This window comes from Micromonospora sp. R311 (assembly GCF_056780015.1).
Genome location: NZ_JBSWCE010000017.1, coordinates 82,019 through 108,712 on the forward strand (window position 1 = coordinate 82,019; position 26,694 = coordinate 108,712).

26 protein-coding genes and 1 tRNA gene are annotated in these 26,694 nt (G+C 73.9%); 16 read left to right on the plus strand and 11 right to left on the minus strand.

Going from position 1 to position 26,694, the window contains the following annotated elements:
• Positions 1-250 precede the first annotated feature (250 nt).
• Positions 251-1,399 (plus strand): magnesium/cobalt transporter CorA, encoded by a 1,149-nt coding sequence (gene corA / locus AC1WTP_RS16445; protein ID WP_481650124.1) that lies wholly within the window; start codon positions 251-253, stop codon positions 1,397-1,399.
• A gap of 145 nt (positions 1,400-1,544) precedes the next feature.
• On the opposite strand, the gene AC1WTP_RS16450 is transcribed toward corA, so the two are convergent.
• Positions 1,545-2,339 (minus strand): hypothetical protein, encoded by a 795-nt coding sequence (locus tag AC1WTP_RS16450; protein ID WP_481650125.1) that lies wholly within the window; start codon positions 2,337-2,339, stop codon positions 1,545-1,547.
• A gap of 84 nt (positions 2,340-2,423) precedes the next feature.
• On the opposite strand from AC1WTP_RS16450, the gene AC1WTP_RS16455 reads away from it, so the two are divergent.
• Positions 2,424-2,954 (plus strand): peptidylprolyl isomerase, encoded by a 531-nt coding sequence (locus AC1WTP_RS16455; RefSeq protein WP_481650126.1) that lies wholly within the window; start codon positions 2,424-2,426, stop codon positions 2,952-2,954.
• 90 nt (positions 2,955-3,044) lie between these two features.
• The gene (locus tag AC1WTP_RS16460) at positions 3,045-3,956 is read left to right on the plus strand and encodes a rhomboid family intramembrane serine protease (RefSeq protein ID WP_481650127.1); all 912 of its coding nucleotides are present in this window, start codon (positions 3,045-3,047) and stop codon (positions 3,954-3,956) included.
• A gap of 8 nt (positions 3,957-3,964) precedes the next feature.
• Here the strand turns inward: AC1WTP_RS16460 and AC1WTP_RS16465 are convergent, their stop codons facing one another.
• Positions 3,965-4,390, minus strand: coding sequence for a PH domain-containing protein (locus AC1WTP_RS16465; protein WP_481650128.1), 426 nt, complete (start codon positions 4,388-4,390; stop codon positions 3,965-3,967).
• Between the two features lie 88 nt (positions 4,391-4,478).
• Here AC1WTP_RS16465 and AC1WTP_RS16470 point away from each other — a divergent pair, with 88 nt between their 5' ends.
• The 7 genes from AC1WTP_RS16470 to AC1WTP_RS16500 all read left to right on the plus strand — a co-directional run bounded on the left by AC1WTP_RS16470 (position 4,479) and on the right by AC1WTP_RS16500 (position 11,383).
• A complete protein-coding gene (locus AC1WTP_RS16470) occupies positions 4,479-5,651 on the plus strand; it encodes a thiolase family protein (protein ID WP_481650129.1) in 1,173 nt (390 codons plus the stop codon).
• 171 nt (positions 5,652-5,822) lie between these two features.
• Positions 5,823-6,821, plus strand: a complete 999-nt coding sequence (locus AC1WTP_RS16475) for a phosphotransferase (RefSeq protein ID WP_481650130.1) — start codon at positions 5,823-5,825, stop codon at positions 6,819-6,821.
• A 156-nt stretch (positions 6,822-6,977) separates the two neighbouring features.
• Positions 6,978-7,889 carry a DUF1906 domain-containing protein gene (locus AC1WTP_RS16480; protein WP_481650131.1) on the plus strand — a complete coding sequence of 304 codons (912 nt, stop codon included), beginning with the start codon at positions 6,978-6,980 and terminating at the stop codon, positions 7,887-7,889.
• Between the two features lie 130 nt (positions 7,890-8,019).
• Positions 8,020-8,532 carry a hypothetical protein gene (locus AC1WTP_RS16485; RefSeq protein ID WP_481650132.1) on the plus strand — a complete coding sequence of 171 codons (513 nt, stop codon included), beginning with the start codon at positions 8,020-8,022 and terminating at the stop codon, positions 8,530-8,532.
• 94 nt (positions 8,533-8,626) lie between these two features.
• A complete protein-coding gene (locus AC1WTP_RS16490) occupies positions 8,627-9,316 on the plus strand; it encodes a response regulator transcription factor (protein WP_481650133.1) in 690 nt (229 codons plus the stop codon).
• Positions 9,309-10,748, plus strand: a complete 1,440-nt coding sequence (locus AC1WTP_RS16495; protein WP_481650134.1) for a sensor histidine kinase — start codon at positions 9,309-9,311, stop codon at positions 10,746-10,748. Before AC1WTP_RS16490 ends, AC1WTP_RS16495 begins: the two co-directional genes overlap by 8 nt.
• A gap of 56 nt (positions 10,749-10,804) precedes the next feature.
• Positions 10,805-11,383: a hypothetical protein gene (locus AC1WTP_RS16500; protein WP_481650135.1), complete on the plus strand. Its 579-nt coding sequence runs from the start codon at positions 10,805-10,807 to the stop codon at positions 11,381-11,383.
• A gap of 56 nt (positions 11,384-11,439) precedes the next feature.
• Here AC1WTP_RS16500 and AC1WTP_RS16505 read toward each other — a convergent pair whose 3' ends face one another.
• Together AC1WTP_RS16505 and AC1WTP_RS16510 are read right to left on the minus strand one after the other, a co-directional pair.
• Complete coding sequence (locus AC1WTP_RS16505; protein ID WP_481650136.1) at positions 11,440-13,038, minus strand: ricin-type beta-trefoil lectin domain protein; 1,599 nt, start codon at positions 13,036-13,038, stop codon at positions 11,440-11,442.
• A 171-nt stretch (positions 13,039-13,209) separates the two neighbouring features.
• Positions 13,210-15,408 (minus strand): hypothetical protein, encoded by a 2,199-nt coding sequence (locus AC1WTP_RS16510; RefSeq protein ID WP_481650137.1) that lies wholly within the window; start codon positions 15,406-15,408, stop codon positions 13,210-13,212.
• Between the two features lie 123 nt (positions 15,409-15,531).
• Here AC1WTP_RS16510 and AC1WTP_RS16515 point away from each other — a divergent pair, with 123 nt between their 5' ends.
• Entirely contained in the window at positions 15,532-16,239 is a 708-nt protein-coding gene (locus AC1WTP_RS16515) for a glycosyltransferase family 2 protein (RefSeq protein WP_481650194.1), read from the plus strand.
• 43 nt (positions 16,240-16,282) lie between these two features.
• Here the strand turns inward: AC1WTP_RS16515 and AC1WTP_RS16520 are convergent, their stop codons facing one another.
• Together AC1WTP_RS16520 and AC1WTP_RS16525 are read right to left on the minus strand one after the other, a co-directional pair.
• Positions 16,283-17,185, minus strand: a complete 903-nt coding sequence (locus AC1WTP_RS16520; protein WP_481650138.1) for a transketolase family protein — start codon at positions 17,183-17,185, stop codon at positions 16,283-16,285.
• Positions 17,186-17,187: 2 nt separating this feature from the next.
• Positions 17,188-17,925: a transketolase gene (locus AC1WTP_RS16525; RefSeq protein ID WP_481650139.1), complete on the minus strand. Its 738-nt coding sequence runs from the start codon at positions 17,923-17,925 to the stop codon at positions 17,188-17,190.
• Positions 17,926-17,972: 47 nt separating this feature from the next.
• Here AC1WTP_RS16525 and soxR point away from each other — a divergent pair, with 47 nt between their 5' ends.
• Positions 17,973-18,437 carry a redox-sensitive transcriptional activator SoxR gene (soxR, locus tag AC1WTP_RS16530; RefSeq protein WP_481650140.1) on the plus strand — a complete coding sequence of 155 codons (465 nt, stop codon included), beginning with the start codon at positions 17,973-17,975 and terminating at the stop codon, positions 18,435-18,437.
• A gap of 6 nt (positions 18,438-18,443) precedes the next feature.
• Here the strand turns inward: soxR and AC1WTP_RS16535 are convergent, their stop codons facing one another.
• Positions 18,444-19,421 (minus strand): NAD(P)H-quinone oxidoreductase, encoded by a 978-nt coding sequence (locus AC1WTP_RS16535; protein WP_481650141.1) that lies wholly within the window; start codon positions 19,419-19,421, stop codon positions 18,444-18,446.
• Positions 19,422-19,430: 9 nt separating this feature from the next.
• On the minus strand, positions 19,431-19,982 hold the full coding sequence (locus AC1WTP_RS16540; protein ID WP_481650142.1) for an AAA family ATPase: 552 nt from the start codon (positions 19,980-19,982) through the stop codon (positions 19,431-19,433).
• Between the two features lie 85 nt (positions 19,983-20,067).
• Between AC1WTP_RS16540 and AC1WTP_RS16545 the strand changes: the two genes are divergently transcribed.
• A tRNA-Ser gene (locus AC1WTP_RS16545) sits at positions 20,068-20,154 on the plus strand.
• A gap of 102 nt (positions 20,155-20,256) precedes the next feature.
• On the opposite strand, the gene AC1WTP_RS16550 is transcribed toward AC1WTP_RS16545, so the two are convergent.
• Complete coding sequence (locus AC1WTP_RS16550) at positions 20,257-20,436, minus strand: hypothetical protein (protein ID WP_481650143.1); 180 nt, start codon at positions 20,434-20,436, stop codon at positions 20,257-20,259.
• Between the two features lie 147 nt (positions 20,437-20,583).
• Here AC1WTP_RS16550 and AC1WTP_RS16555 point away from each other — a divergent pair, with 147 nt between their 5' ends.
• The gene (locus tag AC1WTP_RS16555; RefSeq protein ID WP_481650144.1) at positions 20,584-21,117 is read left to right on the plus strand and encodes a YbhB/YbcL family Raf kinase inhibitor-like protein; all 534 of its coding nucleotides are present in this window, start codon (positions 20,584-20,586) and stop codon (positions 21,115-21,117) included.
• 178 nt (positions 21,118-21,295) lie between these two features.
• On the opposite strand, the gene AC1WTP_RS16560 is transcribed toward AC1WTP_RS16555, so the two are convergent.
• Positions 21,296-22,006 (minus strand): class I SAM-dependent methyltransferase, encoded by a 711-nt coding sequence (locus AC1WTP_RS16560; protein WP_481650145.1) that lies wholly within the window; start codon positions 22,004-22,006, stop codon positions 21,296-21,298.
• Between the two features lie 209 nt (positions 22,007-22,215).
• Here AC1WTP_RS16560 and AC1WTP_RS16565 point away from each other — a divergent pair, with 209 nt between their 5' ends.
• Positions 22,216-24,033: a DUF6311 domain-containing protein gene (locus AC1WTP_RS16565; RefSeq protein ID WP_481650146.1), complete on the plus strand. Its 1,818-nt coding sequence runs from the start codon at positions 22,216-22,218 to the stop codon at positions 24,031-24,033.
• Positions 24,034-24,060: 27 nt separating this feature from the next.
• Here the strand turns inward: AC1WTP_RS16565 and AC1WTP_RS16570 are convergent, their stop codons facing one another.
• The gene (locus AC1WTP_RS16570) at positions 24,061-24,843 is read right to left on the minus strand and encodes a hypothetical protein (RefSeq protein WP_481650195.1); all 783 of its coding nucleotides are present in this window, start codon (positions 24,841-24,843) and stop codon (positions 24,061-24,063) included.
• A 313-nt stretch (positions 24,844-25,156) separates the two neighbouring features.
• Between AC1WTP_RS16570 and AC1WTP_RS16575 the strand changes: the two genes are divergently transcribed.
• Positions 25,157-26,671, plus strand: a complete 1,515-nt coding sequence (locus AC1WTP_RS16575) for a peptide deformylase (RefSeq protein WP_481650147.1) — start codon at positions 25,157-25,159, stop codon at positions 26,669-26,671.
• Positions 26,672-26,694: the final 23 nt, after the last annotated feature.

A 26,694-nucleotide genomic window follows, 5' to 3' on the forward strand; every position in this document is an offset into this window, starting at 1 on the left:
GCGGAATTCACTTCCCGGCCGGCCCCCGAGGTCACCGGCGGTAACGCCGGCCCAGCCGATCCGCCCCACGGTGCGTGGCGCGACCAGCACAACCCCCGCCCCCAAAGGGCGCCGGGTGGGCCGTGTCGTCCCTTCACCCCCCGATGCGGCCCGGCCCGCCCGGCGCCACCCCCGCGCGCCGATCGTCACCGGCGGTGATCGGCGCGGCGGCGTAGCCTGCAAACCGCAGCGAAGCGTGGAAGGGGGCGCGATGACGGACCGGGCCGAGCGGGAGCGGGTGGTGCCGCAGAGCGCCGGGCGGGTGCTCAAGCCCCGGGCCTGGGTGGCGCCGGTCCGGGCGATGGCCCGCCGCCGAGGCGCCGAGGAGCCCGCGGACACCTCCCCGCCCACCGGCCCCGGGCGCAGCGCCGTGGTCGACTGCGCGCTCTACGTCGACGGCCGGCGGCAGCCGGGCGACTGGCAGTACGCCGAGGCGCTCCAGGCCGCCCGCCGGGCGGAGCACGGTTTCGTCTGGCTCGGCCTGCACGAACCGTCGCTGGACGAGATGACCGCCATCGCCGCCACCTACGGCCTGCACGAGCTGGCGGTCGAGGACGCGGTCAAGGCCCAGCAACGCCCCAAGCTGGAGCAGTTCGGCGAGGTCAGCTTCCTGGTGCTGCGGACCGCCCGGTACTGCGAGCACGCGGAGCTGACCGAGACCTCGGAGGTCGTCGAGACCGGCCAGGTGATGCTCTTCATCGGCCCCAACTTCCTGATCAGCGTCCGGCACGGGGACGCCTGCCGGCTCTCCCCCGTCCGGGCCGATCTGGAGACCAAGCAGGAGTTGCTGCTCCAGGGACCGTGGGCGGTGGCGTACGCGGTCACCGACCGGGTGGTCGATCTCTACCTGGAGGTGGCCGACCGGCTGGAGGACGACCTCGACACGCTGGAGGCCGAGGTCTTCGACCGGCACGCCAGCGGGCGGATCCAGCGGATCTACCAGATGAAGCGGGAGCTGGTGGAGTTCAAGCGGGCGGTGACCCCGCTGCAACGGCCGCTGCTGACGCTCACCTCGCAGATGAACCGGGACGTGCCGAAGGAGGTCCGCCGCTACTTCCGAGACGTGCAGGACCACCTCAGCCGGACGGTCGAGCAGGTCAACTCCTACGACGACCTGCTCAACTCGATCCTCCAGGCGCGGCTGGCCCAGGTCACGGTCGACCAGAACAACGACATGCGGAAGATCGCCGCGTGGGCGGCCATCGCCGCGGTCTGGACCGCCATCGCCGGCATCTACGGGATGAACTTCGACGTCATGCCGGAGCTGCGGATGACGTACGGCTATCCGGTCGTGCTCGCGCTGATGCTGGCCATCTCGCTGGCCCTCTACCGCTGGTTCCGCCGCAACGGCTGGCTCTGACGCGCGCCGGCGGTGCGAGCACCACCTCGGGCGCGTCGGATCGCGGCTCGCCGAGGCACGCGGAAGCGCCGGCGTCGCGGGGTGCTCCCCGCCTCGCCGGCGCTTCCCGCGACCCGCGGGTCAGCGGCGTCGGTGACCCCCAGGGTCAGCGACGACCGTTGGTCCGGGCGGTGTCCTTGCCCATCGCCTTGCTCAGGTCGTCGGTCGGGCGGCCGGAGACGTCCCGGGCTCCCTCGGCCACCGACGGGACCTTCTTCGTCTCCTGGATGGTCGGCTGCTTGCCGGGCGAGGTGGTGGAGGCGCTGTCGCCGCCGGCCACCGCCGAGCTGCCGGCCCCGGTCGGGCCGCCGGCCACCGCCGAGCCGCTGGACATCGTGGACGCGTCGGTCACCGTCGTGCCGCCGGCCGAGCGGGTCTTCACCTCGATGGTGTCCACCTCGTCGCGCATCGGCTCCAGCGTGCGGGTCGGGTCGTACTCGGCCCACTCCTGCTGCTCGCGGCGGCGGCGCAGGGCCATCGCCCCGGCCAGGCCGGCCACCGCGCCGGCGGCGAGCAGACCGGTCATCATGGACCCGCGACGGCGGGGCTGCTTCTTCTTGCCAGTGATCCGCATGTTCTTCGCCTTGGCCTTCCTGGTCATCGAGCCCGCCTGCCCGGCACCGTCACGGGCGGCGGCGGCCAGCGGGGCGAGCGTGGTGAGCGTGGTCCCCCAGCCGGTCGCGGCGCGGTCACGCACCTTCGCCGCCGTCGGCGCGACGAAGCCCCGGGCCGCCTGGACCCGCGGGCTGACGTTCGCGCCGGCACCCTTCGCGGCATGGTTGGCTGCCTGCATCAGGTGGCTGATGCTCTGGTTCAGCTCGGCCCTGGCGAGCTGCCCCTGGGACTTACGCCGCCCGATTCCAAACACGGTCCCACCTCCTGGGAGTTGTTCCTCCGTCATCCTCCACCTTCGGATGCCTCCGCATGGCCAGATCGGGCACATGGGAGGATCCGCATGGAACTGACCAACGAGTGAGGAGTACCCGTGGCCGAGGCTGTCTACGCCACCTTGCACACCAACGCCGGCCCGATCCGGCTGGAGCTCTTCCCCAACCACGCGCCGAAGACCGTCCGCAACTTCGTCGAGCTGGCCGAGGGCAAGCGCGAATACATCGACCCGCGTACCGGTCAGCCGGGCAGCGGCCCGTACTACGACGGCACCATCTCGCACCGGGTGATCAGCGGCTTCATGATCCAGATGGGCGACCCGACCGGCACCGGTCGCGGTGGCCCCGGTTACAAGTTCGCCGACGAGTTCCACCCGGAGCTGCGCTTCGACCGGCCGTACCTGCTGGCCATGGCGAACGCCGGGCCGGGCACCAACGGCTCGCAGTTCTTCATCACCGTCTCGCCGACGCCGCACCTCAACAACCGGCACACCATCTTCGGTCAGGTCGCCGACGAGGCCTCGGTGAAGGTCGTCGACACGATCGCCAACACCCCGACCGGCCCGAGCGACCGGCCGCTGCAGGATGTGGTCATCGAGCGGGTCGAGATCGAGCACACCGAGGGTTGAGCCTCGGCGAGGTACCTTTGCTCGCATGACTGAGCGCTCCGGAGGGCGGGCCCGGCGGGACCGTACGGTCCCGGAAAAAAGGCCGGCGCGATGAGCGAGTCGCCGCCGACCACCCCGGTCTGCTACCGGCACCCGGGCCGGGAGACCTACGTCCGGTGCACCCGCTGCGACCGGCCGATCTGCCCGGACTGCATGCGGGAGGCGTCGGTCGGGCACCAGTGCCCGGAGTGCGTCAACGAGGGGCGCCGTAGCGTGCGGCCGGCGCGTACCGCCTTCGGTGGCGGTGCCGCCGGCCGGCACGGCTACGTCACCAAGGCCCTGGTCGCGCTCAACGTGCTGCTGATGCTGCTCTCCATCGCCTCCGACCGGGGCGGGGACGCCGCCCTCGGCGGTTCCGGCTTCGGTGGCCTGCTGGGCGGCACCACCCCGCTCACCGACTGGGGTTCGGTGCTGGGCGGTGCGGTGTTCCCCGACGGCACTGTCGGCGGCATCGCCGAGGGCCAGTGGTACCGGCTGGTCACCGCGATGTTCCTGCACTTCGGCGTGGTCCACCTGCTGCTGAACATGTGGGCGCTGTGGGTGCTCGGCCGGTCGCTGGAGGCCAACCTCGGGCCGTTGCGCTTCCTGTCGCTCTACCTGCTCGCCGGGTTCGGCGGGAACGTCGCCGCGTACCTGTTCAGCGAGCCGAACGTGACCACCGCCGGCGCCTCCACGGCCATCTTCGGGCTCTTCGCCGCGCTCATCGTGATCGAACGCAAGATGGGCCGGGACATCTCCCAGGTCATCCCGATCCTGGTGATCAACCTGGTCTTCACCCTGACCGTGCCGGGCATCTCCATTCCCGGGCACCTGGGCGGCCTGGCGGTCGGCGCGGCGATGGCGCTGGTGCTGGCGTACGCCCCGCGGTCGCGGCGCACGCTGGTGCAGCTGGCCGGCGGCGCGCTCCTGGTGCTGGCGCTGCTCGGCCTGGCGCTGATCCGCACCGCCGCCCTGGTCGGCTGAGCGGCGGGTCAGCCCGCCGGGCGGGCCGCGCGCAGCGCCTCGGCCACCTCGGCCGGCTCGGCGCCCAGGTCGGAGCGGCCGAACAGGTGCAGCGACTCGCCGGCGTCGATCTCCAGCACCTCGCCGGTCAGGCCCAACCGGCCGCGGCGGTCCACGGTGATCGCCTCGACCGCGGTCCAGGGCAGCCGGCGGCGCCCGGCCCAGCCCGCGACGACCGTGATGCCCTCGGGGCCGACGGCCAGCCGGACCGGGGCGACCACGTCGCGCAGCGCCCAGCCGAGCAGTGCGGCGGCGGCCAGCCCGGCGAGCACCAGCTGGACCGGGTCGTCGCCGGCGAGGAGCAGCCCGAGCGCCACCAGCACGACCGCGCCGGCGGCCTTCAGCACCGGCAGGGCGGCGGGCACCCGCCACTGCCCGGACGACTCAGCTTCCATCCGACCAGCATGCCAGCGCCCCGCGGGGGGACGACCGCCCCGCCGAGGACGTAGGATCGGGGACGACCCAAGTTACCGGGGAGTAGACATGAGTGACGCGGTTATCGTCGGCGCGGTACGCACCCCGGTGGGGCGGCGCAAGGGCAGCCTGGCCACGGTCCACCCGGTGGACCTGTCGGCGCACGTGCTGCGCGCCCTCGCCGAGCGCACCGGCATCGACCCGGGCCAGGTCGACGACGTGATCTGGGGCTGCGTGTCGCAGGTCGGCGAGCAGTCGTGGAACATCGCCCGCAACGGCGTACTGGCCGCCGGCTGGCCGGAGTCGGTGCCCGGCACCACGCTCGACCGGCAGTGCGGGTCCAGCCAGCAGGCGCTGCACTTCGCCGCCGCCACCGTGCTCTCCGGCCAGGCCGACCTGGTGGTCGCCGGCGGCGTGGAGTCGATGACCCGGGTGCCGATGGGCTCCAGCGTGGCCGGTGGGATGCCCTTCAGCGACCAGGTGCGCGACCGCTACCGGGGCGTGGCGGGCTTCGCCGACGAGTCCCCACTGCCGTTCAACCAGGGCGTCGGGGCCGAGCTGATCGCCGCGCGCTGGCGCTTCTCCCGGGCCCAGCTCGACGAGTACGCGCTGGCCAGCCACGAGAAGGCGGCCGCCGCGCAGGACGCCGGCGCGTTCGACGCCGAACTCGCCCCGGTGGCGCTAGCCGACGGCGCCAAGTTCGCCGCCGACGAGGGCATCCGGCGGGACACCTCGCTGGCGAAGCTCGGCGAGCTGCCCACCCCGTTCCGGCCCGACGGCGTGGTCACCGCCGGCTCCGCGTCGCAGATCAGCGACGGCGCGGCGGCGCTCGCCGTCACCACCAGCGAGTGGGCCAGCCGGCACGGCCTGCGCCCGCTGGCCCGCGTGCACACCGCCGTGGTCGCCGCGGACGACCCGGTCACCATGCTCACCGCCCCCATCCCGGCCACCGCCAAGGCGCTGCGCCGCGCCGGGCTGGGCATCGAGGAGATCGGGGTGTACGAGGTGAACGAGGCGTTCGCCCCGGTGCCGCTGGCCTGGCTGGCGGAGACCGAGGCGGCCCCGGAGCGGCTCAACCCGCGCGGCGGTGCGATCGCCCTCGGGCACCCGCTGGGCGCGTCCGGCGCCCGGATCATGACCACGATGCTCGCCCACATGCGCGACAACGGCATCCGCTACGGCCTGCAGACGATGTGCGAGGGCGGCGGCATGGCCAACGCCACCATCGTCGAGCTGCTCTGACCCACCGCCCCGGCCGGGCGTCGCGGGCGAGCGGGTGCGGCCGGTGGCCGCCGCGGGCCGGGAGCTGCCCGCCGAGTCGGCGGGCGTCCCCGGGCATCCGCCGGTCGGTGCGGGCGGGCGGCGGCCGGTAACGGCCTCGCCCGGCGGGCGACGGGGGCCTAGATTGCCTGCGTGACCACCACCTCGACGCCGCACCCCGGCTGGACCGATCCGCACTGGCAGGCCGCCGCCCTCGACTGGGTGACCGACCAGCTCGGCCGGCAGGGCCGGCGGGTCACCGGCCCGGTCGAGCCCCGGATCCGTCCCTGGTCGCTGGTCTGGCGGGTGCCGACCGACGCCGGGGACGCCTGGTTCAAGGCGAACAACCCGGGCACCGCGCACGAGGCCGGGCTGCTGGCCGTGCTGGCCCGGCGCACGCCCGGCCGGGTGCTCGACCCGATCGCCGTGCACGCGGACCGGGGCTGGTCGCTGCTGCCCGACGGCGGCGAGTCGCTGCGCGACGTGCTCGCCCGGGACCGCGACCTGGCCCGGTGGGAGCAGGTCCTGCCCGACTACGCGGCGCTCCAGCTCGCCCTCGCCCCCCGGGTCGACGAGTTGCTCGCCGCCCGGGTGCCCGACCACCGGCCCGAGCTCCTGCCCCGCCTCCTCGCCGAGCTGCTCGACGATCGCGAGTCGCTGCTGGTCGGCGCCGAGGACGGGCTCAGCCCCGAGACGTACGACCGGCTGCGCGGGCTGCTGCCGGAGTACGCCGACCGGTGCCGGCGACTCGCCGAGATCGGCATCGCGGCCAGCCTCCAGCACGACGACCTGCACGACGGCAACGTCTTCGTCACCGCCGACGGTTACCGCTTCTTCGACTGGGGTGACGCCTCGGTGGCGCACCCGTTCGGCACCCTGCTGGTGACGCTGAACTCGGTCGGTCGCGTGCTCGACCTCGCCCCCGGTGACGCGGCGCTGGTCCGGTTGCGGGACGCGTACCTGGAGGCGTGGACGGACCGGTACGACCGGGCCACCCTGCGCGAGGCGGCGACGCTGGCCATCGGGGTGACCAAGGTGAGCCGCTCGCTCTCCTGGCGGCGTTCCCTGGACACCGCCGACCCCGCCCGGGCCGAGTACGCCGCGGCGGTGCCCGGCTGGCTGGCCGAGCTGCTGGAGCCGGATCCGGCCTGACCTCATCGCCGATCTACCCGATTGGCCGGACGGAAGCTCGGCGTACGACCGAACTGGACAGTCGGCGGCGGAACCGGGATGATCGATCGCCGACGTGGGACGGTCCACTCGACCGGTCATCCCCCGGCCCCGCCTCGCCGCCAGATCGGGAGACCTGTGATCACCATTCCTGCCCGGTCCGCCCTGCGCCGTACCGCCCGGCGTGTCCTCGCCACCGCCGCGGTCGCCACGCTGATGGCGGGCGCCGCAGTGATCAGCCGGCCGGCGCCGGCTGCCGCGGCCGGCTACACCGGACCGCACCCGGGCACCTTCACCGGCCTGGGGTTCGACACCTGCGCCGCGCCTTCGAACGCGCAGATGAACGCGTGGCTCCAATCGCCGTACCGGGCGGTGGGCATCTACATCGGCGGGGTCAACCGGGGCTGCGCCCAGGCCAACCTGACGAAGGAGTGGGTCAGCACCCAGCAGGCGGCGGGCTGGCGGTTCTTCCCGCTCTACGTGGGGCTCCAGCCGCCCTGCACGACCTACCTGCGCCGGATCGACCCGACGCGGGCAGCCGCCCAGGGGCGTGAGGCGGCCGACGACGCGGCGCGCAACGCGGGGAATCTGGGTCTCGCGGCGCGCAGCACGATCATCCTGGACATCGAGCACTACGAGGGCGACGCCGCCTGCACCGCCGCGGTCGACACCTTCGCGAGCGCGTGGACCAGGCGGTTGCACGAGCTCGGCTACCTGTCGGGCCTCTACACCTCGGTGGGCTCGTACGGCCTCCGTGACCAGGTGGCGGCCTACCAGCGGCCGGGCTACGCCCGTCCCGACCTGCTCGACTTCGCCCGCTGGGACGGCGTCAGGACGGTGTCGGACCCGGCCATCCCAGCGAGCTACTGGACGCCGAAGCGGCGGATGAAGCAGTACCAGGGCGACCACCATGAGACCTGGGGCGGCGTCCGGATCAACATCGACAGCAACTACCTCGACCTCGAGCAGCCGGCGTTCCCGGGGTGGGTGCTGGCGCAGCCGAAGCCGCGCTGGCGCGGCACGGGGGGATCCGTGACGTTCCGCCGCTGAAGCGCTGACGGCGACGGCCCGGTCGCCGGCGCCGCCCGCCGTCGCACAGGCGGTGCGACACGGCGTCGTGGAACTTCCAAAACTGCCGTGTGAGCCGCGTCACCCCCGTGCGGCCGTCGTTGGGCAGGGCATGGACGTCTTCTCCCGAACGTTCCTCCCGGCCGCCTCCGAGGCCGGCCTGGCGGTGCAGACCGCCACCCGGCACATGCCGATCTTCCGCCGTTGCGTCGGCTCCGGCGACGCGACCATCCTGGTCACCCGGTGCAGCCGCCCCGACCGCCCGGTGGGGGGCGAGTACCTGCTGCTGCTCACCCACCGCCGGCTGGTCGTCACCCAGCAGACCCGGGTGCTGCACCGACTGCGCCTGCACCTCAACACCGAACTGCGCGAGCTGAGCAACGTCACCTGGAGCCCCGACCCCCGGCTGCACTCCGTCGAACTGGCGGCCACCGCGATCGACGGGGTCCGCGAGCGGTTCGTCATCCGGACCCAGCACCCGAAGCAGGTGTGGCAGCTCGACGCCCTGCTCAACCACGCCTTCCGGACCCGGCTGCGCAGCGCCCGGGAGCGGATCGTGGCGACCATCGGCGACGCCCCGGCAGCCGCGCGGTCGGCCACCTTCCGTCCCGCCACGGTCCGCTGACCGCCGGCCAGGGCATCCCGCCCCGGCGTGTCCTTACCGAACCCGAACATCCGCCGACGTCCGCGTCGCCGCCCCGGTGGGCAATCATGGGCCGGTGACCGTCGACGCCCAGCCGCGCGGGCTCGTCCTCGTGGTCGAGGACGAGCCGGCCATCGCCGACCTGGTCCGGCTCTACCTGACCCGGGACGGGTTCGGCGTACACCTGGAACGGGACGGGACGGCCGGGCTGGCCGCGGCCCGCCGGCTGCGCCCGGTGGCCTGCGTGCTCGACATCGCGCTGCCCGGGCTGACCGGCACCGAGGTCTGCCGGCGGCTGCGCGAGGCCGGCGACTGGACCCCGGTCATCTTCCTCACCGCCCGCGACGACGAGGTCGACCGGGTCGTCGGCCTGGAACTGGGCGCGGACGACTACGTCACCAAGCCGTTCAGCCCGCGCGAACTGGTCGCCCGGGTGCGGGCGGTGCTGCGCCGCACGGCGGGGCCGCCCGAGGTGGACCGGCCCCGGGCGATCGGCCAGGTGACGCTCGACCCGGCCCGCCGGACGGTGACCGTGGCCGGCGCCCCGGTCCAGCTGACCACCACCGAGTTCGACCTGCTCGCCCATCTGATGGCCCGGCCCGGTCGGGTGTTCACCCGGGAGGAGCTGCTGGCCGCGGTCTGGGGCTACGCCGCGCACGCCGGCACCCGGACGGTCGACGTGCACGTGGCGCAGGTGCGGGCGAAGCTCGGCGGGGCCGGCGTGATCCGCACCCACCGGGGCGTCGGGTACGCCGCCGATGGCTGAGCCGACCCTCGCCCTGCCGGTGGTCGGCCCGCCGCCGGCCCCGCCCCGCCACCGCCCCGGCCGTACGCTGACCTCCCGCGCGGTGCTGGTCACCTGCGCGGTCGCGCTGGTCTCGGTGCTGGCCACCGCGATCGTCGCGGTGCCCGTGGCGATCCGCGGGGTCGAGCGGCGCGAGCAGGCGGCGCTGGCCGCGCAGGCCCGGCTCGCCGCCGAGGTGCTGCGCCCCCGGCTGGAGACCGGACGCACCGCCGACGAGGAACGGCTGGTCCGTCAGCTGCGCGCGCAGGGCATCGACGCGTACCTGATCCGGCGGGGCGTCGCGGACCGGCCCGGGCTGCCGCCCCGGGTGGTGCAGCGGGTGGCCGAGGGGCGCAACGTCTCGACCCGCCGGCCGGTCGACGGGCGGCGCGCCCTGATCGAGGGACGTGCCCTGCCCGGCGGCAACGGGGTGGTGCTGACCCGTTCCCGGTCCGTTGCTCCGTGGCGGCAGGTGCTGCCGAGCCTCTGGCTGCCGCTGCTGGCCGGGCTGGCCGCCGGTCTGGTCGCCGGGCTGCTGCTGGCCCGTCGGCTGGCCCGCCCGATCCGGCGCGCCGCCGAGGCCGCCGCCCGGCTGCGCGCCGGGGACCGGACGGTACGGGTGCCGGTGGAGCCGCCCGACGAGGTGGCCGACCTGGCGTACGCGCTGAACGGGCTGGCCGCCGCCCTGGCCACCAGCGAGGGCCGGCAGCGGGAGTTCCTGCTCTCCGTCTCGCACGAGTTGCGCACCCCGCTGACCGCGATCCGCGGCTACGCCGAGGCGCTGGCCGACGGCGTGATCCCCGCGGCCGAGGTGGCCGGCACCGGGCGGACCGTGCTGGCCGAGGCGGAACACCTGGACCGGCTGGTCAGCGACCTGCTGGCGCTGGCCCGGCTGGAGGCGGCCGACTTCCCGCTGGAACCGGTGCCGGTCGACCTGACCCGGCTGGCGGTCGACGCGGAGCGGACCTGGGCCGGCCGGTGCGCGGCGGTCGGGGTGACGTTCCGGGTCGAGGTCCCGGACCGGCCGGTGCCCGTGTACACCGACCCGGGCCGGATCCGGCAGGTGGTCGACGGGCTGTTGGAGAACGCGCTGCGGGTCGTACCGCCGGGGGCGCCGGTGGTGCTCGCGGTCCGGCCGGCGGGCGCGGACCCGGCCAGCGGCGGCGTGGTCGAGGTCCGCGACGGCGGGCCCGGCTTCACCGACGACGACCTGGCGGTGGCGTTCGAACGCGGAGCGCTGCACCAGCGGTACCGCGGGGTGCGCAAGGTGGGTAGCGGGCTGGGGCTGGCGCTCGCCGCCGGCCTGGTCCGCCGGCTCGGCGGGGAGATCGGGGCGGGACACGCCCCGGAGGGTGGCGCGGCCTTCACCGTCCGGCTCCCGCCCGATCCTTACCCGGCTCGAACATCGACCTGACGCTCCGCTCGCCGACGCGGGGGAGGCTGGCAGCACCACGGACGAGAGGAAGACTCATGGCACGTTGGGGATTTGCCGCCACCACACTGCTCGCGGCGGTCACGCTCGGCGTCGCCGGCTGCGGGGCCGCCGAGACGGCCGGTCAGCCGGTCCGGGAGACCGCCGTCGAGGTGGCCGCCGCGATGGGCGCGGAGGGCCAGGCGCTCGCCGCGCTGGGCTTCGACGCCGTCGACCTGGAGGTGGACACCCTGGCCGCGACCGCGCCGCCGGCCGCGACCGGGGAGAAGCCGCGGCGCGAGCGCGCCGAGGAGTGGCGCGAACGCCGCAAGGCCCGGGTGCTGCTGCGCCGCAACACCCTGCACGGCGAGGCCGTGGTGCAGACCAAGGACGGTACGAAGACCGTCGCCGTGCAGCGCGGCGAGGTGACCGCGATCGACGGCGACTCGATGACCGTGAAGTCCACCGACGGCTTCACCATGACCTGGACCTTCGGCGACAAGCTGCGCGTCGTCGAGCGCCGCACCACGATCCAGTCGACGGACATCACGGTCGGCACCACGATCGGCGTGGCCGGCGCCAAGGACGGCGACGGCGGCGTGGCCCGCCTGATCGTCGTGCCGGTGAAGCAGAAGTAGCCCGCGTGAGCAGTGGCCGCCCTGTCAGGGGCGGCCACTGCCGGTGGAAGGATCGATCAGTACACCCGCGACCCGATGAAGTCGTCGTGGCCGTAGCCGACCGGGTTGGCGAAGTTGCGGGACTCGAACGACCACTGCTGCCGGGTGCTCGTCGAGCAGTTGGCCAGCCGCAGCCGCGGGCTGCCCAGCCACGGGCTGTCGAACGCCAGGCAGAGGTTGGTGTTGCCGGCCGCCTTGATCTGGTTGCCGGCGAGCACGAACTTCTGGTTGACGCCGCCGTGGCAGTCGTAGATGTTGACCGCGGTGCCGGCGCTCAGCGTGCCGCCGGCCACGTCCAGGCAGCGGTCGTGGGAGAGCTCGGAGTGCAGCGACTGCCGGGTCGGGTCGTACCAGAAGCCCTGGTTACGCCCGCCGTGGCAGCCGTACGACTGCTGCGGTGTGCTGTTGCGCGAGTCGTAGCCCTTGCCGTCCACGCAGGTGCCGGTGGCGACGTTGCGCAGCTGCTTGAACTCGAACAGCCCCGGGTAGAGCACGCCACCGCCGGTGCTGGCCGGGTCGACGCAGGTCGCCCGCTGGAGGCCTGCGTTCCAGAACTGGGTGATGCACTGGGCGAACATGCCGTGCCCCCGGTAGTTCGGGTGGAACGACTGCCGCGCCGCGTTCTCGTCCCAGATGCCGACCTCGATGTAGAGGCCGCGGACCGAGGTGTTGTCGGTGCACACCTCGTGGCCGTGGAACAGCCGGCTGGCGTCCAGGTAGCGGGTGCCGGTGTTGGTGGCCGCCGCCCGGATCGCCGTCTCGAACAGCGGCACCGCCTTGTTCCGGGCGAACGCCGCGTCGGCCAGGTAGAGCAGGCAGCCGCCGGCGTACCAGCCGGGGAAGTTCGGGTTGTCCTCCACGTCCGGGCTGCCGGGGCTCGGGTACGACATGAGCACCAGCTCGTAGTCCGACCGCAGGTAGCCGGCGTCGGTCATGGTCCGCCGGATGTCGGTGAGCGCGTCCTCGACCGCCCGTCGGCTGCCGTCGGTGCGGATCGTCCACTGGTCGGTGTAGGTGGGGTAGCACGGGCCCTGGAAGAAGACCCGGCGGATGGTGCAGTCGGTGGCGACCGGCCCGAACTGGATCGTGCCGTCGCCGTTGGCGCCGACCACCACCCAGATCAGCTTGACGTGTGTGTTCCGCGCCTTGATCGCCAGGTGGTCGCCCTGGTTGAGCTCGTTGTGCTGGGTGGGCCCGCCCCGGATCAGGTTCCACGGGGTCGCCCCGGAGCAGGCGATGTTGTACTTCTCGTCGGCGGCGATGCCGGTGCGGAACACCGCCTGGTCGTACGAGCGGTCGCACCAGTTGCCGGGTTCGTGGGTGCCGGGGACGTAGTTGCCCACCCCCTCGCCCGAGATCTCGCTGTCGCCCATGGTGATCAGCGCGGTGCGGCGCTGCTCGATCGGGCGGACGGCGGGCGTGCCGTAGAGCGCGGTGGCCTCGGCGGCGCGGATCGCCTCCAGGTGGCTGGGGAGTGGCTGGATGGCCGGACGGTCGGCCGCGGTGGCGGGGGTGGCCGGTCCGGCGAGCATCGGCAGGACGAGAGCGGCGGCGAAGACGGCGGTGAGTGACCGTCGTCGGGTCGCACGTTCGCGCCTGGCAGCGGAACCAAGCATCGACGCACTCCTTTCGCCTCGATCGTGGGATGTCGATCGAGTTACCGGACGGTAACGCGTGGAATGCAGGCATGTGAATACGTCTCAGAATCCTTGCGCGCGGTCTGCCGAACCGGGCGATCCCGGCAAACCGCCGTGCCGGTCGGTGCCGGCGGGCTGACCGAAGATCCGTCAGCGGCCGGGCGGCAGCGCGTACCCGACGTAGCCGCGGAACTCCAGCCGCCAGCCCGGCGGCACCAGCCGCGTGCAGGCCGGCCGGCTGCCGGTGCAGACGATCGCGTCCACCGACGCCGGGTCGGCCGGCGGTCGCTCCGGCAGCACCGACTGGAGCGCGACCAGTTCCGGCGGCCGGCCGTCCGGCTCGCGCAGCAGCAGCCACCAGGGGTACTCCCAGTTGTCGTTCTGCTGCACCAGACCGATCCGGTTGGCGTCGGCGGCCCGGACCGCCTCCGCCGCCCAGCGGAACTCATCCGCCCACTGTGGACGGCGCAGGAACCGGGTCTCCCACTCGCCCGTGGTGAAGACCGAGCCGGTGCCGACCAGTCGGCGCGGGAAGCCGTACGACACCGCGAGCACCCCGGCCAGCGCGCTCGCCGCCAGCACGGTGACCGCGAGCCCCGCCGCGATCGACCGCCGCCCACCCGGGCCACCGGTCGCCGGCTCGGCCACCCCGCCGGCCTCCGTGCCGGCGGCGGACCGGCGGCGGAACAGCGCCTCCAGCCAGAGCCCGGCCAGCGGTACGGCCAGCACCAGGGCGTAGAGCAGCAGCCGGTTGCCCCACGGCTGCCACTTGATCATCGTGGCGTGCAGCAGCACCGCCGTGACCACGACCACCGCGTACGCCCGCAGCGGTCCCGCGCGTTCCGCGCTGACCCGGCCGGGCCGGGTCAGCGCGAATCCCGCCCCGAGCAGCGCCAGCGCTCCGGCCAGCGGAAAAGCCACCCGGTCCTCGTCCGGGTACCAGGACGGCACCGGGAAGGTCTCCCGCCCGAAGGTGGTGGCGCGGTCCTGCGGGTCCACCCCGATCAGGCCGGCCCCCTCGACGATCGCCGCCGCGGTGGCCCGGCGCAGCGGCGCCAACGGGGTGTCGAACGCGGTGTGTCCGATGCGCAGCGCGTTGACCAGGACGGACCCGGGGTCGTGCCGGTCCATCGGAATGGACTCGCGCAGCCGGGGCGGGCCGAGCGGGTGGCCGAACTCGACCGTCACCCGGGCCAGGAACGGGCCGACCACCGCGGCGGCGACCGTGAGGATCAGCAGCGACGCGGCGACCGTACGGGCCACGCCGGCCGGCCGGGCCGCGCGCCGGTCGAGGTGGGCCAGGCGCAGTTGGGCGAGCCCCCAGAGCACCAGCAGCGGACCGACCGCGATCAGCCCGCTGGTCTTGGTGACCGCGGTCAGCCCGGTGGCCGCCCCGAGCCCGAGCAGCGTGCCCACGCCGGTGCGCCGGTGCAGCCCGTCCAGCGCGAGGGTGGCCGCGGCGGCCACCCAGGCGGCGCAGACCAGGTCGGTCTGCGTGCTGGTCGCCTGCAGCGCCACCATCGGCGTGGTGGCCAGCACGAACGCGGTGAGCAACTGGGCCCGCCGGCCGCCGCCGAGCTGGGCGGTGATCCGGGTGGCGACCAGCAGGCAACCCAGCATGGCCGCCCACTGCACCAGGTTGTGCAGCGCGTCGCCGCCGGTGAACAGGCGCAGGTGCAGCAGCAGGTACTCGGCGCCCGGCGGGATGGTCACCTGGCGGTGGATCGCGGTGGGCCAGAAGTCCAGCTCGCGCTGCGCCACCCAGTGCTCCACCTTGGGCAGGTGGTAGGTCTGTGAGTCGAAGTTGTTCGGCTCGGCCAGCAGCGCGACCAGCAGTTCGACCAGGACCAGACCGCCGACCGTGCCGGCGAGCAGCCGCTCGCCCCGACCCGCCGTACGCCACCACCCGGCCAGCCGGGTCGACCAGCCGGCGGGGCCGGAACCGTCGGCGGCCGGGCCGGCGGGTGCGGGCCGGCCGGCGACCGGGACGCCGGCGCCGGTCGCGGGGGCCGGCCCGGCGGCCCTCGCCCCGACCAGCGCACCCGGCCGGGCGGCGGCGACCGGAGCGGCCGACCGTGCCGCGTCCCGGCGGCGGCGCCAGCCGACGGCCACGCCGGCGGCGACCAGGAAGAGCAGCCAGGCGATCGTGAACGCCGGCCGGGTGAGCAGGCGCAGCGCGCCGAGCAGCTCCACGGTGAGCACCGCGAAGGCGCCGGTCAGCAGCGCGGCCCGGACCACGGCCAGCCGCAGCGGCGCCACGGTGGCCGGCTCGGCCGGCCGCAGGGCGACGGTGAGCAGGACGAGCGCGGCGACGGGCGCCAGGGCGAGCGGGTAGCCGGCTGCCGACATGGCCGGAAGTAAACACCATCGGCCGACGCCGCCATCCGTGACGCCCGGCGGTGGCGGCGACCGCCGCGCTGACCAGCCAGGCTAGGCTAGGCCCGACACATTGTCGCCACCGTGGAGATTCCCGTGAAGCTCTCGATCCTCATGCCGGTCTACAACGAGGAAGAACGCATCGCGGATGCCCTCAAGCAGGCATTGGCGGTCGACTACCCGTGCGAGATCGAGCTGGTCGTGGTCGACGACGGCAGCCGGGACGGGACCGGGGAGATCCTCGGCCGGGCCGACGACGCGCGGCTGCGGGTCATCACCCACCCGCGTAACGCGGGCAAGGGCGCGGCCATCAAGACGGCGGTCGACAACGCCGAGGGCGACTACATGGTGATCCTCGACGCCGACCTGGAGTACGACCCGCAGGACATCCCCAAGCTGCTCGACCCGGTGCTCGACGGCCGCGCCACCGTGGTCTACGGCAATCGCACGTTCGGCAGCCACAGCGCCTACAGCTTCTGGTACGTGATGGGCAACAAGGGCGTCACGATGGCCGCGAACGTGCTGTTCAACTCCTACATCGGTGACCTGGAGACCTGCTTCAAGCTGATGCCGGTCGCCCTCTACCGCTCGCTCGACATCCGCTCCCGCGGCTTCGGGATGGAGGCCGAGGTGACCGGCAAGCTGCTGCGCCGCCGGATCCGGCCCTACGAGGTGCCGATCAGCTACCGCGCCCGCAACCGCGAGGAGGGCAAGAAGATCACCTGGAAGGACGGGGTCGAGGCGCTCTGGATCCTCGGCCGCGAGCGCACCCGCCGCCGGCCCGCCGGCACCCCGACCCGCTGACCCTCGGCCCGCCCGTCCGGCGGGCCCCGGCCGGCGCGGCCGCTCAGCGGCCGACCGCCGCCGGCGCCGGCGCCAGGAACCCGGTCACCGAGTGGCGCAGCCCGGCCGCGTCCAACCCGTGCCAGCGGGTGTGGTCCTCGGGTGACCCGTAGCGGCGCAGCTCCTGCCGGCCCACCCCGAGCGCCAGCAGCCGGTGCGGCCGGTCGGCCAGCGCCGCCGAGACCACCCGGGCCGACGTCCCGGCCAGGTAGGGCTCGACCAGGATCACCTCGGCGCCGGCCAGCGCCCGCAGCCCCGCGATGTCGAACGGTCGGGGCCGGTGGGTGTACGCCACCGAGACGCCCAGGTCGGCCACCGCGGCCAGCGCGGCGTCCAGCACCGGCCCGACCGCGACCAGCAGCGGCGCGCCCGGCCCGGCGTCCCGGACCAGGTCCAACGCGCCGTCGCCGCCGCGCGGCCGGTGGTTGTGCAGGGTGGAGAGCCGCAGGTACGCCGGGCCGTCGGCGGCCACCGCCGCGCGCAGCAGCGCCGGCACCTCGCCGGGGTGCCCGGGCACGTGCACGGTCCACCCGTGCAGCGTGTCGATCAGCGAGACGTCGGCCGGGGAGAGGTGGGTGCGCCCGGCGGCCGCCCGGTCGTACGACGCGCCGACGCTGACCAGCACGGCGCTCGCCCCCTGGTGGTCGAGGTCCAGCTTGAGCTGCTCGTACGCCCGCTCGACGAGGAACGGGGCGTAGCTGTGCACGATCGGGCGCAGCCCGGTCAGCGCGAGCCCGCCGGCCACGCCGACCATCAACTGCTCCCGGATGCCGACGTTGAGCACCCGGTCCGGGTGCCGGCGGGCGGCCGGGGCGAACGCGGCGGCGGAGATGTCGGCGAGCACCAGCGCGGTACGCGGGTCCTCGGCCAGCAACGCGGTGGTGGTGTCGACGAAACTGTCCCGCACGGTCACTCCCCGGAGTCGACGACCGCGACGACGACGTGCGGCCGGTGGTGGTCCTGCCCGGTCAGGGCGGTGTGCAGGGCGTCGTGGTCGCGCCCGTCGACGGTGGCGGCGGTCCACCCGTTCACGGTGAACCGGGCCGCCGCCCCGCCCGGCCAGCCGTGCGTGGCCGAGGAGTTGTCCACCACCACGGCGGTCAGGTTGGCCAGCCCGGTCGCCCCGGCGTACGCGATCGCCTCGTGGTTGGAGCCCTCGTCCAGCTCCGCGTCGCCGAGCAGCACGTACACCCGCGGGGTGAGCAGGCCCTGGGCGCGCAGCCCGAGCGCGGTGCCGACGCCGAGCCCGAGGCCGTGGCCGAGCGAGCCGGAGCCGATCTCCACCCCGGGCACCAGCAGCCGGTCCGGGTGGTCGCCGAGCCGGCTCTCCGGCCCGCCCTGGTCGTCGAGCCAGTCGACCGGGACGAAACCCTTGGCGGCGAGCACCGCGTAGTAGCCGGCCACGGCGTGGCCCTTGGAGAGCAGGAAGCGGTCCCGTTCCGGGTCGTCGACGGTGTCCGGGGCGATCCGGAGGATCCGGTCGTAGAGCACCCAGAGCACGTCGACGGTGGAGTAGACGTTGGCGCCGAACTCCCGGCCGGCCCGGATCCGGTCGAGCAGCGGCGCGACGGGTGCCGGGAGCCGCGGCCCCGGGGGCGGGGACGGGGCGGTCCCGATTCGGCCCGTGCTGGCGGTCATCATGGTCATGCGGATAGCCTGCAAGTTGAAGTGGACTTCAACTCAAGGCGAAAGTGATGCACGAGTCTCTGACCATCGGCCAGCTCTCCGACCGCAGCGGGGTGGCGCCCTCCGCGCTGCGCTACTACGAGCGGCTCGGGCTGATCCGGGCCGAGCGCACCGGCGGCAACCAGCGCCGCTACGCCCGCGGCGAGCTGCGCCGGGTGGCGTTCATCCGGATCTCGCAGCAGGTCGGCATCTCGCTGGACGAGATCCGGGCGGCGCTGGAGTCGCTGCCCGCCTCGCGTACGCCCACCGCGGACGACTGGTCGCGGCTCTCGATGGTCTGGCGGAACAGGCTGGACGAGAAGATCCGGCTGATGACCAAGCTCCGCGACGACCTGGACGGCTGCATCGGCTGCGGCTGCCTGTCGTTGCAGCGCTGCACGCTGAGCAACCCGAGCGACGCGCTGGCCGGCGAGGGCCCGGGCCCGCGCCTGATGCTGCCCCGCCCGGCCGACGACCCGGCCCTCGCCGGATAGGCCGGGTCACCCCGTGGTGAGCAGGACCTTGCCCACGTGGTCGTTCGTCTCGACCAGCCGGTGCGCCTCGGCGGCCCGGCTCATCGGCAGCCGCCGGTCCACGATCGGGCGGATCGCCCCCGACTCGACCAGCGGCCAGACCTGCTCGCGCACCCCCCGGACGATCTCCGCCTTCTCCGCCACCGGCCGGGACCGCAGCGCGGTCGCCGCGACCGTGCCCCGCTTGGCCAGCAGCGCGCCGAGGTCCAGCTCGCCCTTGCGCCCGCCCTGCATGCCGATCACCACCAGCCGGCCGCCGGTGGCCAGCGCGGCCACGTTCCGGGCCAGGTACGAGGCGCCCATGATGTCGAGGATGACGTCCGCGCCCCGGTTGTCGGTGACCCGCCGGACCTCCTCGACGAAGTCCTGCTCCCGGTAGTCGACGGTGTGCGCGGCGCCCAGCTCGCGCAGCCGCTGGTGCTTGGCCGTCCGGGCGGTCACCACCACGGTCGCGCCCAGCGCCACCCCGAGCTGGATGGCGAAGGTGCCGATGCCGCTGCCCCCACCGTGCACCAGCAGCGTCTCGCCCTCGGCGAGCCGGGCCAGCCGCACCACGTTCGACCAGACCGTGCAGGCCACCTCGGGCAGCGCGGCGGCGTCGACCAGGTCGACCCCGGCCGGCACCGGCAGCAGCTGCCCGGCCGGCACCGCCACCCGCTCGGCATACCCACCGCCGGAGAGCAGGGCGCAGACCTCCTGGCCGACCCGCCACCCGGTCACCTCGGGGCCGATCGCGCTGACCACCCCGGCGCACTCCAGGCCGGGGTACGCGGGCGCGCCCGGCGGCGGCGGGTAGTGCCCCTGCCGTTGCAGCAGGTCCGCCCGGTTCACCGCGCCGGCGCGGACGTCCACCACCACCTCGCCCGGCCCGGGCTCGGGATCGGGGACCTCGCTCCAGACCAGTGCCTCGGGTCCGCCGGGTTCCGGAATCGTGATCGCGCGCATGTGTCGTGTCTACCCCACCTGACCGTCGGTCCACGCCCGGGCCAGGATCTCGTCCACCGTCTGCTCCGGGGTCTGCGCGGAGGTGTCCAGCCAGAGCCCGATCCGGGGCGTCCGGGTACCCAGCTCGGCGTCGAAGTCGGCGACCGGCCAGTCGCCGTACCCCTTCTTCGGGCGGTCCCGCTCGCGGGCGGCGACCACCTCCGGCCGGGGCGCGAGCACCACGACCGCCAGCGGCCGGTGCCGGATCCGGTCGACCATGGCCGGCAGTTCGGCGCCGATGACGATGTCCTGGAGCACCACGGTGAAACCGGCGGTGACGTAGCGGTCCGCCACCGTGGCGGCGAGGTCGTAGCGCAGCCGCAGCTGCCGGTACGCCTCGTCCGACAGCTCGGCGGTCATCTCGGCCCGGCCGCTGACCACCATCCGCCGGAAGACGTCGCCGCGCAGGTGCACCGCGCGGGGCAGCCGGCGGGCCAGCGCCTCGGCCACAGTGGACTTGCCGGCGGCCATGATTCCGGTGATCAGCACGATGGCCGGGGTCTCCCACACGGTGCCGATCATCCCAGCCCGGGTGGCGTGCCCGCCCGCCCGGACGGCGGCCGTGGCAGACTAGGCACGGCCGCGCACCCGTCGGGTCCGTGGCCCGGGAGGGTTCGCCTAGTGGCCGATGGCGCTGGTCTTGAAAACCGGTAGGGCGGCAACGTCCTCGTGGGTTCGAATCCCACACCCTCCGCCGCCGAGATCCGCTGGTCGGCTCGGGCGCCGGCGTCTGCTCGCTCCCCGTCCGTCGGTTCCGCGCCCCCGCGGTCGGGGCGCCTCGTTCGACGCGGCGCCGTCAGTCCTCCTCCGCCGGCCGGTCGTGCCGCTCCGGTGCGGTGAGCCGTTCCTGCTCGCGGATCTTCTCCTCGGCGAGCCGCCGCACCGCCCGCCGGCGCTCGGCGCGTACCGCCGCCTCGTCGGGGCGGCGGACCGCGGCGACGAGGGCGGAGCAGAAGTCGCGCCAGATGGAGCTCACGGGGTATTCCTCCCGAGAACGATTGTCGCCCGGCAAAGGTCCTGGTCGGACCGCCGGATCGGCCGGACAACGCGAGCTTCCGGTCGATTACCGGGTGCCGGCGAGGTAAGAAGAGGCAGGAAACCGTTCACCGGAAGGACCCGTTCGATGACCCTGGAACGACCGATCGCCCCGGACCCGTACGAGCTGCTGCCGACCGTCTCGGCGTTCACCCTCACCAGTGACGACGTCCAGAACGGCGAGCCGATGGAGGCCACCTTCGCGCACAGCAGCGTCGGCGGCGACAACCTCTCGCCGCAGCTCGCCTGGTCCGGCTTCCCGGCGGAGACCCGGGGCTTCGTGGTGACCTGCTTCGACCCGGACGCGCCGACCGGCAGCGGGTTCTGGCACTGGGTGCTGGTCAACCTGCCGGCCGAGGTGACCTCGCTGCCGCGCGGGGTGGCCGAGGCGGACCTCGGCGGTGCGTTCACCGTGCGCAACGACTACGGCGAGCGGGGCTACGGCGGAGCCGCCCCGCCGCCCGGCGACCGGCCGCACCGCTACGTCTTCGCGGTGCACGCGCTCGACGTCGACCGCCTGGACCTGACCCCCGACGCCACCCCCGCCTACGTCGGCTTCAACCTCGCCTTCCACACCCTCGCCCGAGCCGTCATCCGCCCCACCTACCAGGCCAAGGAGTAACCCCCGGTCTCCGTCGATCATGAAGTTGTCGCCGTGACACGCCGGTCCGGCGGGCGACAACTTCATGATCAACGGGCCGGGCCGGGCCGGGCCGGGCGGGCCGGGCCGAGCCGGGTCGGGCGGGCCGGGCCGAGCCGGGTCAGGCCAGGCCGAGCCGGGTCAGGCCGGGCGGGGTGGGTCAGGCGGGGACGCGGGCGACGGCGAAGACGGACTGGCCGAACGGCGGGCGGACGAGCTGTTCGGCGGCCTTGGTGGCGGGCAGCACGAGGGTGTCGTAGACCTTCACCATCGGGCCCTCCTTCGGCATCAGCCGGAAGACCTTGGTGGCCATGAAGTAGCCGATCAGGCCGAGCGCGTTGGCGTAGTGGATCTTCTCGACCTCGAGGCCGGCCTCGGTCATCGCGGCGGCCAGGGTCTTCTTCGTGTAGCGCCGGACGTGGCCGGTGGCGACGTCCGCCGGGCTCATCGCGAACTGGAACGCCGGCACGATGATGATCACCGCGCCGCCCGGACGGACCAGGTCGCGCATGCTGCTCAGCGCGCCGACGTGGTCCTCGATGTGCTCCAGCACGTTGTACGACACGGCCGCGCTGTAGTCGCCCCGCTCGGAGTGCGGCAGCAGCATCTGCCGGACCTCGATGGTCGGCTGCTCGGCGAGGCGCTCCTTGAGCGAGACCAGGCGGTCCGGGTCGGCCTCGGTGGCGGTGAACCGGGGCAGCCGGGTGGCCCACTCGAGCGCGTAGTCGCCCAGCCCGCTGCCGATCTCGATCGGGTTGTCACCGAGGTACGGCAGGGCCAGCTCGACGAACCAGCGACGGTGGTTGACAGCGGTCGCGAGGCCCTCCAGGACCTCGGACTGGACGCGCTGATCCCCGGTGATTTCTGCCATGCGTCGATTCCTCACGATATGACTCGACCCGCGCCTGAACCGACAGAGTGAATCATCCGCGCCGCGGGCGGAAGAATCGGGGCACCGTGGTGGCCGAAATGTGATCGGGTTGGGCGGGTGAGCGGCGGGCGGCGAACCCGGCACATGGTACGGCAGTACCCCGAAACATGTCACGGTGGCGGCTACCCCTGACTACCCTACGAATTGTCATGACTACTCCTGAATCGGACCTCCCCGCCGGCGAGCCTTCGCCCGAGGCGCCGGAGGGCGGGCCCGAACGGGGCGTACGCCCGAAGGGGTGGTGGACCGATGTCGCCGCGGTGCTGAGCTTCGTCTTGCTCGGCTTCCTGATCACCGCTCGGCTCTGGTTGGACCCGCGCCAGGGCATCCGGGACAACCCGACGGACCAGGCGCAGTTCGAGTGGATGATGGCGCACGGCGCCCGGGTCGTGACCGATTTCGCCTATCCGTTCTTCTCCGACCGGATGAACGTCCCGGATGGCGTCAATTTGATGGCAAATACGTCGGTATTATCCGTTTCATTGCCAATGACGCCGATCACGATCCTCCTCGGCCCGCGCGCCGCCTTCCTGGTCTTCCTCACCGCGGGAATGATCGCCACGGCCACCGCCTGGTATTTCGTTCTCTCCCGGGTGGTCATCGGCACTCGCGGGCCGGCCTGGCTCGGGGCCGCCTTCTGCGCGTACGCGCCGGCGATGGTGTCGCACGCCAACGCGCACCCGAACATCGTGTCCCAGTTCGTGGTCCCGCTGATCGTCTGGCGCACCCTGCGGCTGGCCGAACCCGGCCGCTGGCTGCGCAACGGGCTGCTGCTCGCGCTGGTGATCGTCTGGCAGGCCTTCCTCAACCTCGAGATCCTGCTGATGACCGCGATCGGGCTGGGCGTGGTGGTCGTGGCGCTCGCCCTCGGCCGGCCCGCCCTGCGCCGGCGGGCCCGTCCCTTCCTCGCCGGGCTGGGCGTGGCCGCCGCGGTCAGCGCGGTGCTCCTGGCCTATCCGCTCTCCGTGCAGTTCTTCGGTCCCGGCGCCTATCACGGGCTGTCCCCGCTGATCCGCGGGTACTCCACCGACCTGGTGTCGTTCGTCGCGTTCTCCCGGGAGTCGCTGGCCGGCGACAACCGCAGCGCGGCGGGGTTGGCCAAGAACCCGACCGAGGAGAACGCCTTCTTCGGCTGGCCGTTGATGGTGCTGGTGGTCGCGCTGGTCTGGTGGCTGCGGCGCAACGTGGTGGTGCTCGGCCTGGCCGGGCTCGGGCTGCTGTTCGGCCTGCTCTCGTTGGGCAGGGAGATCCACTTCAACGGGCGGGAGACCGGCATCCCGGCCCCGTGGGCGGCGCTGGAGAACCTGCCGATCCTGCACTCGGTGGTGCCGACCCGGTGGTCCCTGGCGATCACCCCGGTGATCGGGCTGCTGCTCGCATACGGCGCCGAGCGGGCCCGGACGCTCGCCGCCCGGTTCCCCGCCGCCCGCCCGCAGATCCGCTTCGCCACCGCCACCGTGCTGACCATGGCCCTGCTGCCCCTCCTGCCCACCCCGCTGCCGGCGGAACGGCTCGACGCGGTGCCCGCCTTCGTCACGTCCGGGGCCTGGCGGCCGTACGTGGCCGGCGGGCGCAGCGTGGTGACCCTGCCGCTGCCGGACACCAACTACGCCGAGCCGCTGCGCTGGTCCGCGCTGACCCGGCTGGACATGCCGATCGCGCGGGGCTACTTCCTGGGGCCGGACACCCGACCGGGCATGGGGCGGATCGCGCTGTTCACCGCGCCACCCCGGCCGACCAGCAACTTCTTCGGCGTCATCCGGGACACCGGCGCGGTGCCGCCGATCACCCCGCAGGCCCGGGTGGACGCGGTCGACGACCTGCGCTACTGGCGGGCGGGCGTGGTGATCCTCGGCCCGCACCCGCAGTCCCACGCGTTGCGCCGGGGGATGACCGAGCTGACCGGGATCCAGCCGAAGCGCACCGGGGGCGTCTGGGTCTGGGACGTCCGCCCGCTCACCGACTGAGCGACCGGCGCCCCGCTCCGGGCGGGGTCAGGGCTGGCGGACGCAGCAGCCCTGGCAGATCTTCGGCCTCGGCAGGGTGAAGGCCAGGCAGCAGGTGCGCCGCTGCACGGTGGGTTCGCCGGCCGGGCCGGGCACCAGCTCCACGAGATCGCGCAGGTCGAGCGCGGTGAGCAGGGTGTCGATGGTCTCGACGGAGGTACCGGGCAGCCCGTCGGCGGCCCGGATGATGCCGTGCGCGATGCCGGAGGCCACCGAACCGAGCAGGGTCCGGGTGCCGATCCGCACCTCGGCCTGGATCCGCTCGATCATCGGGGCCAGGTGGGCGTCGAGCAGGGAGGCACGCAGCGCCCCGAGCAGCTCCGCCTCGCCGGCCACCACGCGCACCTCGGGCAGGCCGGCTACCGCCAGCGGGTCGCCCGGCAGCACCGCGACCCGGGTCGAGCGGCGCAGTCCCAGGGTGAGCAGCGGACGGTGGTCCTCGAAGTGGATCAGCACGTCGGCCGGGTCGAACAGCGGCACCCGTCGGGCGGACGCCCAGCCGAGCACCACCGGCAGCGCCGTCCAGTAGCTGTACGACTTCCAGGCCAGCGCCGCGCAGGCGTGCGGCGTGCCACCCCAGCGCAGCGTGGCGGCGTGCAGGAAATCGGGCAGTCGGCTGCCGTCGACCAGGTTGGTCGCCGGGCTCCAACCGAACTCGTCGGTGACCAGCAGGCCGGGTGTGAGGCCGGGCACGTCGTCGGTGCCGAACATGGCCCGCAGGGCGGCGGTGACCGGCGCGAGCGGCGCGGTGGCGACCTGGCGCCCCGGCATCACCGCTGTCATCCGACTCGTCCCCCCGTCCGAAGCGCCCCTGCTGAGCTAAGGTTAGCCTAACCACGCTTCGGGGGCTGAGGGAACCCTCACCTCGGTGGGATGGAGAGGCCCCGGTCACTCGCCCCGTGATCCGGCTCGGCGTCGGCGTACTACCCGGCGGCCGGGGTGGGAAACGCCGCCGGTCTTCGGCGGCGGGGTGCAGTATCGATGAATATCGCTGAACAGTCAAGCCTCGTGTCGGCAAGGTGGCAGTTCCGTACGCGCCCGGCCACGGAACGTGAAACTAATACTCCCGGCCACGAGGAAGCTGATGACGACCTCACCGCTCGATCGGGCTGCCGACTCCTTCGCCGCCGAACTCGCGCGGCAGCGAACCGGGCGGGGGCTGTCCAAGAAACAGCTCGCCAGCCTGATGGGGTTCGACCCGTCCTACGTCAGCCACGTCGAAGGGCGCCGGCACCGGCCGACCGAGGACTTCGCGCGCCGCGCGGAGGCGGTGCTGGAGGCCAGCGGCGCGATCTGGCAGCGCTTCCGGGAGTACGACGAACTCCGGCACGCGCGGGCCGAGAAGGGCCACCGGGATCCCCCGCTGCCCGGCCAGTGGCTGCCGCCGGGCACCGGCCTCGTGGTCGAGCGCGAGGTGGCCACCCTCACCCACGCCGACGACGGCTACCGCTGCGTCATCCGCCGCGAGCTCTACAACGCCGGCACCGAACCGGTCACCCGGTACCTGGTCCGGGTGGCCGTCGACCGCTACCCGAACGACCCCGGCCGGTCCAACAAGCACCACCGGGAACACCCGCTGACCTTCGCCGAGCTGCGACTGCGGGCGTACCGGGAGGACGGCGGCGAGCGGGAGGCGATGCACTGGCGGGCCAAGCACGACCGGGACGCCTTCAAGGAGATCTGGCTGCTCTTCGAGAACGGCGAGCGGCGGTTCCCGCTCTATCCAGGCGACCGGGCCACCATCGAGTACGCGTACCGCGTGGGGCAGGACAAGTGGGGTCCCTGGTTCCAGCGGGCGGTCCGGCTGCCCACCCGGCACCTGGCCGTACGCCTGGACCTGCCGGCGGCCCTCGACCCGCAGGTCTGGGGCGTGGAGACCTCGCTCTCGGCGGAGGAGGGGCCGCTGCGCACGCCGGTGAGCCGGCGCGACGCGGGCGACCGGGCCCTGTTCGACTGGGCCACCGACGACCCCCCGCTGAACGCCCGCTACCGGATGCAGTGGCGGTTCCGTGGCCGCCCGGATCCCGAGCCGGACGCCGCCCGGATCCGGCCCAGCGACCGGATGCGCGGCATCGGCATCGTGCAACGCGGCGCCGACCTGCTGCGCCAGCCGGCCCGCCAGTTCGACCTGCCGCGCGAGGAGCGGCTCGCCCGCAACGTCGTCGACCGGCTCTGCTCGGTGCTGGCCCGCCTCGACGAGCTGCACCCGTTCAGCAAGGGCGTCGGCGTCGCCGCGCCGCAGCTCGGCATCGGCGAGGCCGCCGCGGTGGTCCGGCCGCCGGACCGGGCCGCCGAGCCCGTCGTGCTGCTCAACCCGCGGGTGGTCGACGCCGCCCCGGACGCCGACGAGCAGTACGAGGGCTGCCTCTCCTTCTTCGACCACCGGGGGCTGGTGCCCCGGCCGCTCCGGATCGACGTGGAGCACGCCCAGTACGACGGCAGCCGGATCATCACCTCGTTCGAGTTCGGCATGGCCCGGCTCGTCGCCCACGAGATCGACCACCTGGAGGGGCGGCTCTACGTCGACCGGATGGCGCCCGGCGTGCCGCTGGTGCCGATCGAGGAGTACCGCGAGACCGGGCACCCCTGGCGCTACTGACGCGCCGACCACGTCCGCCCGGG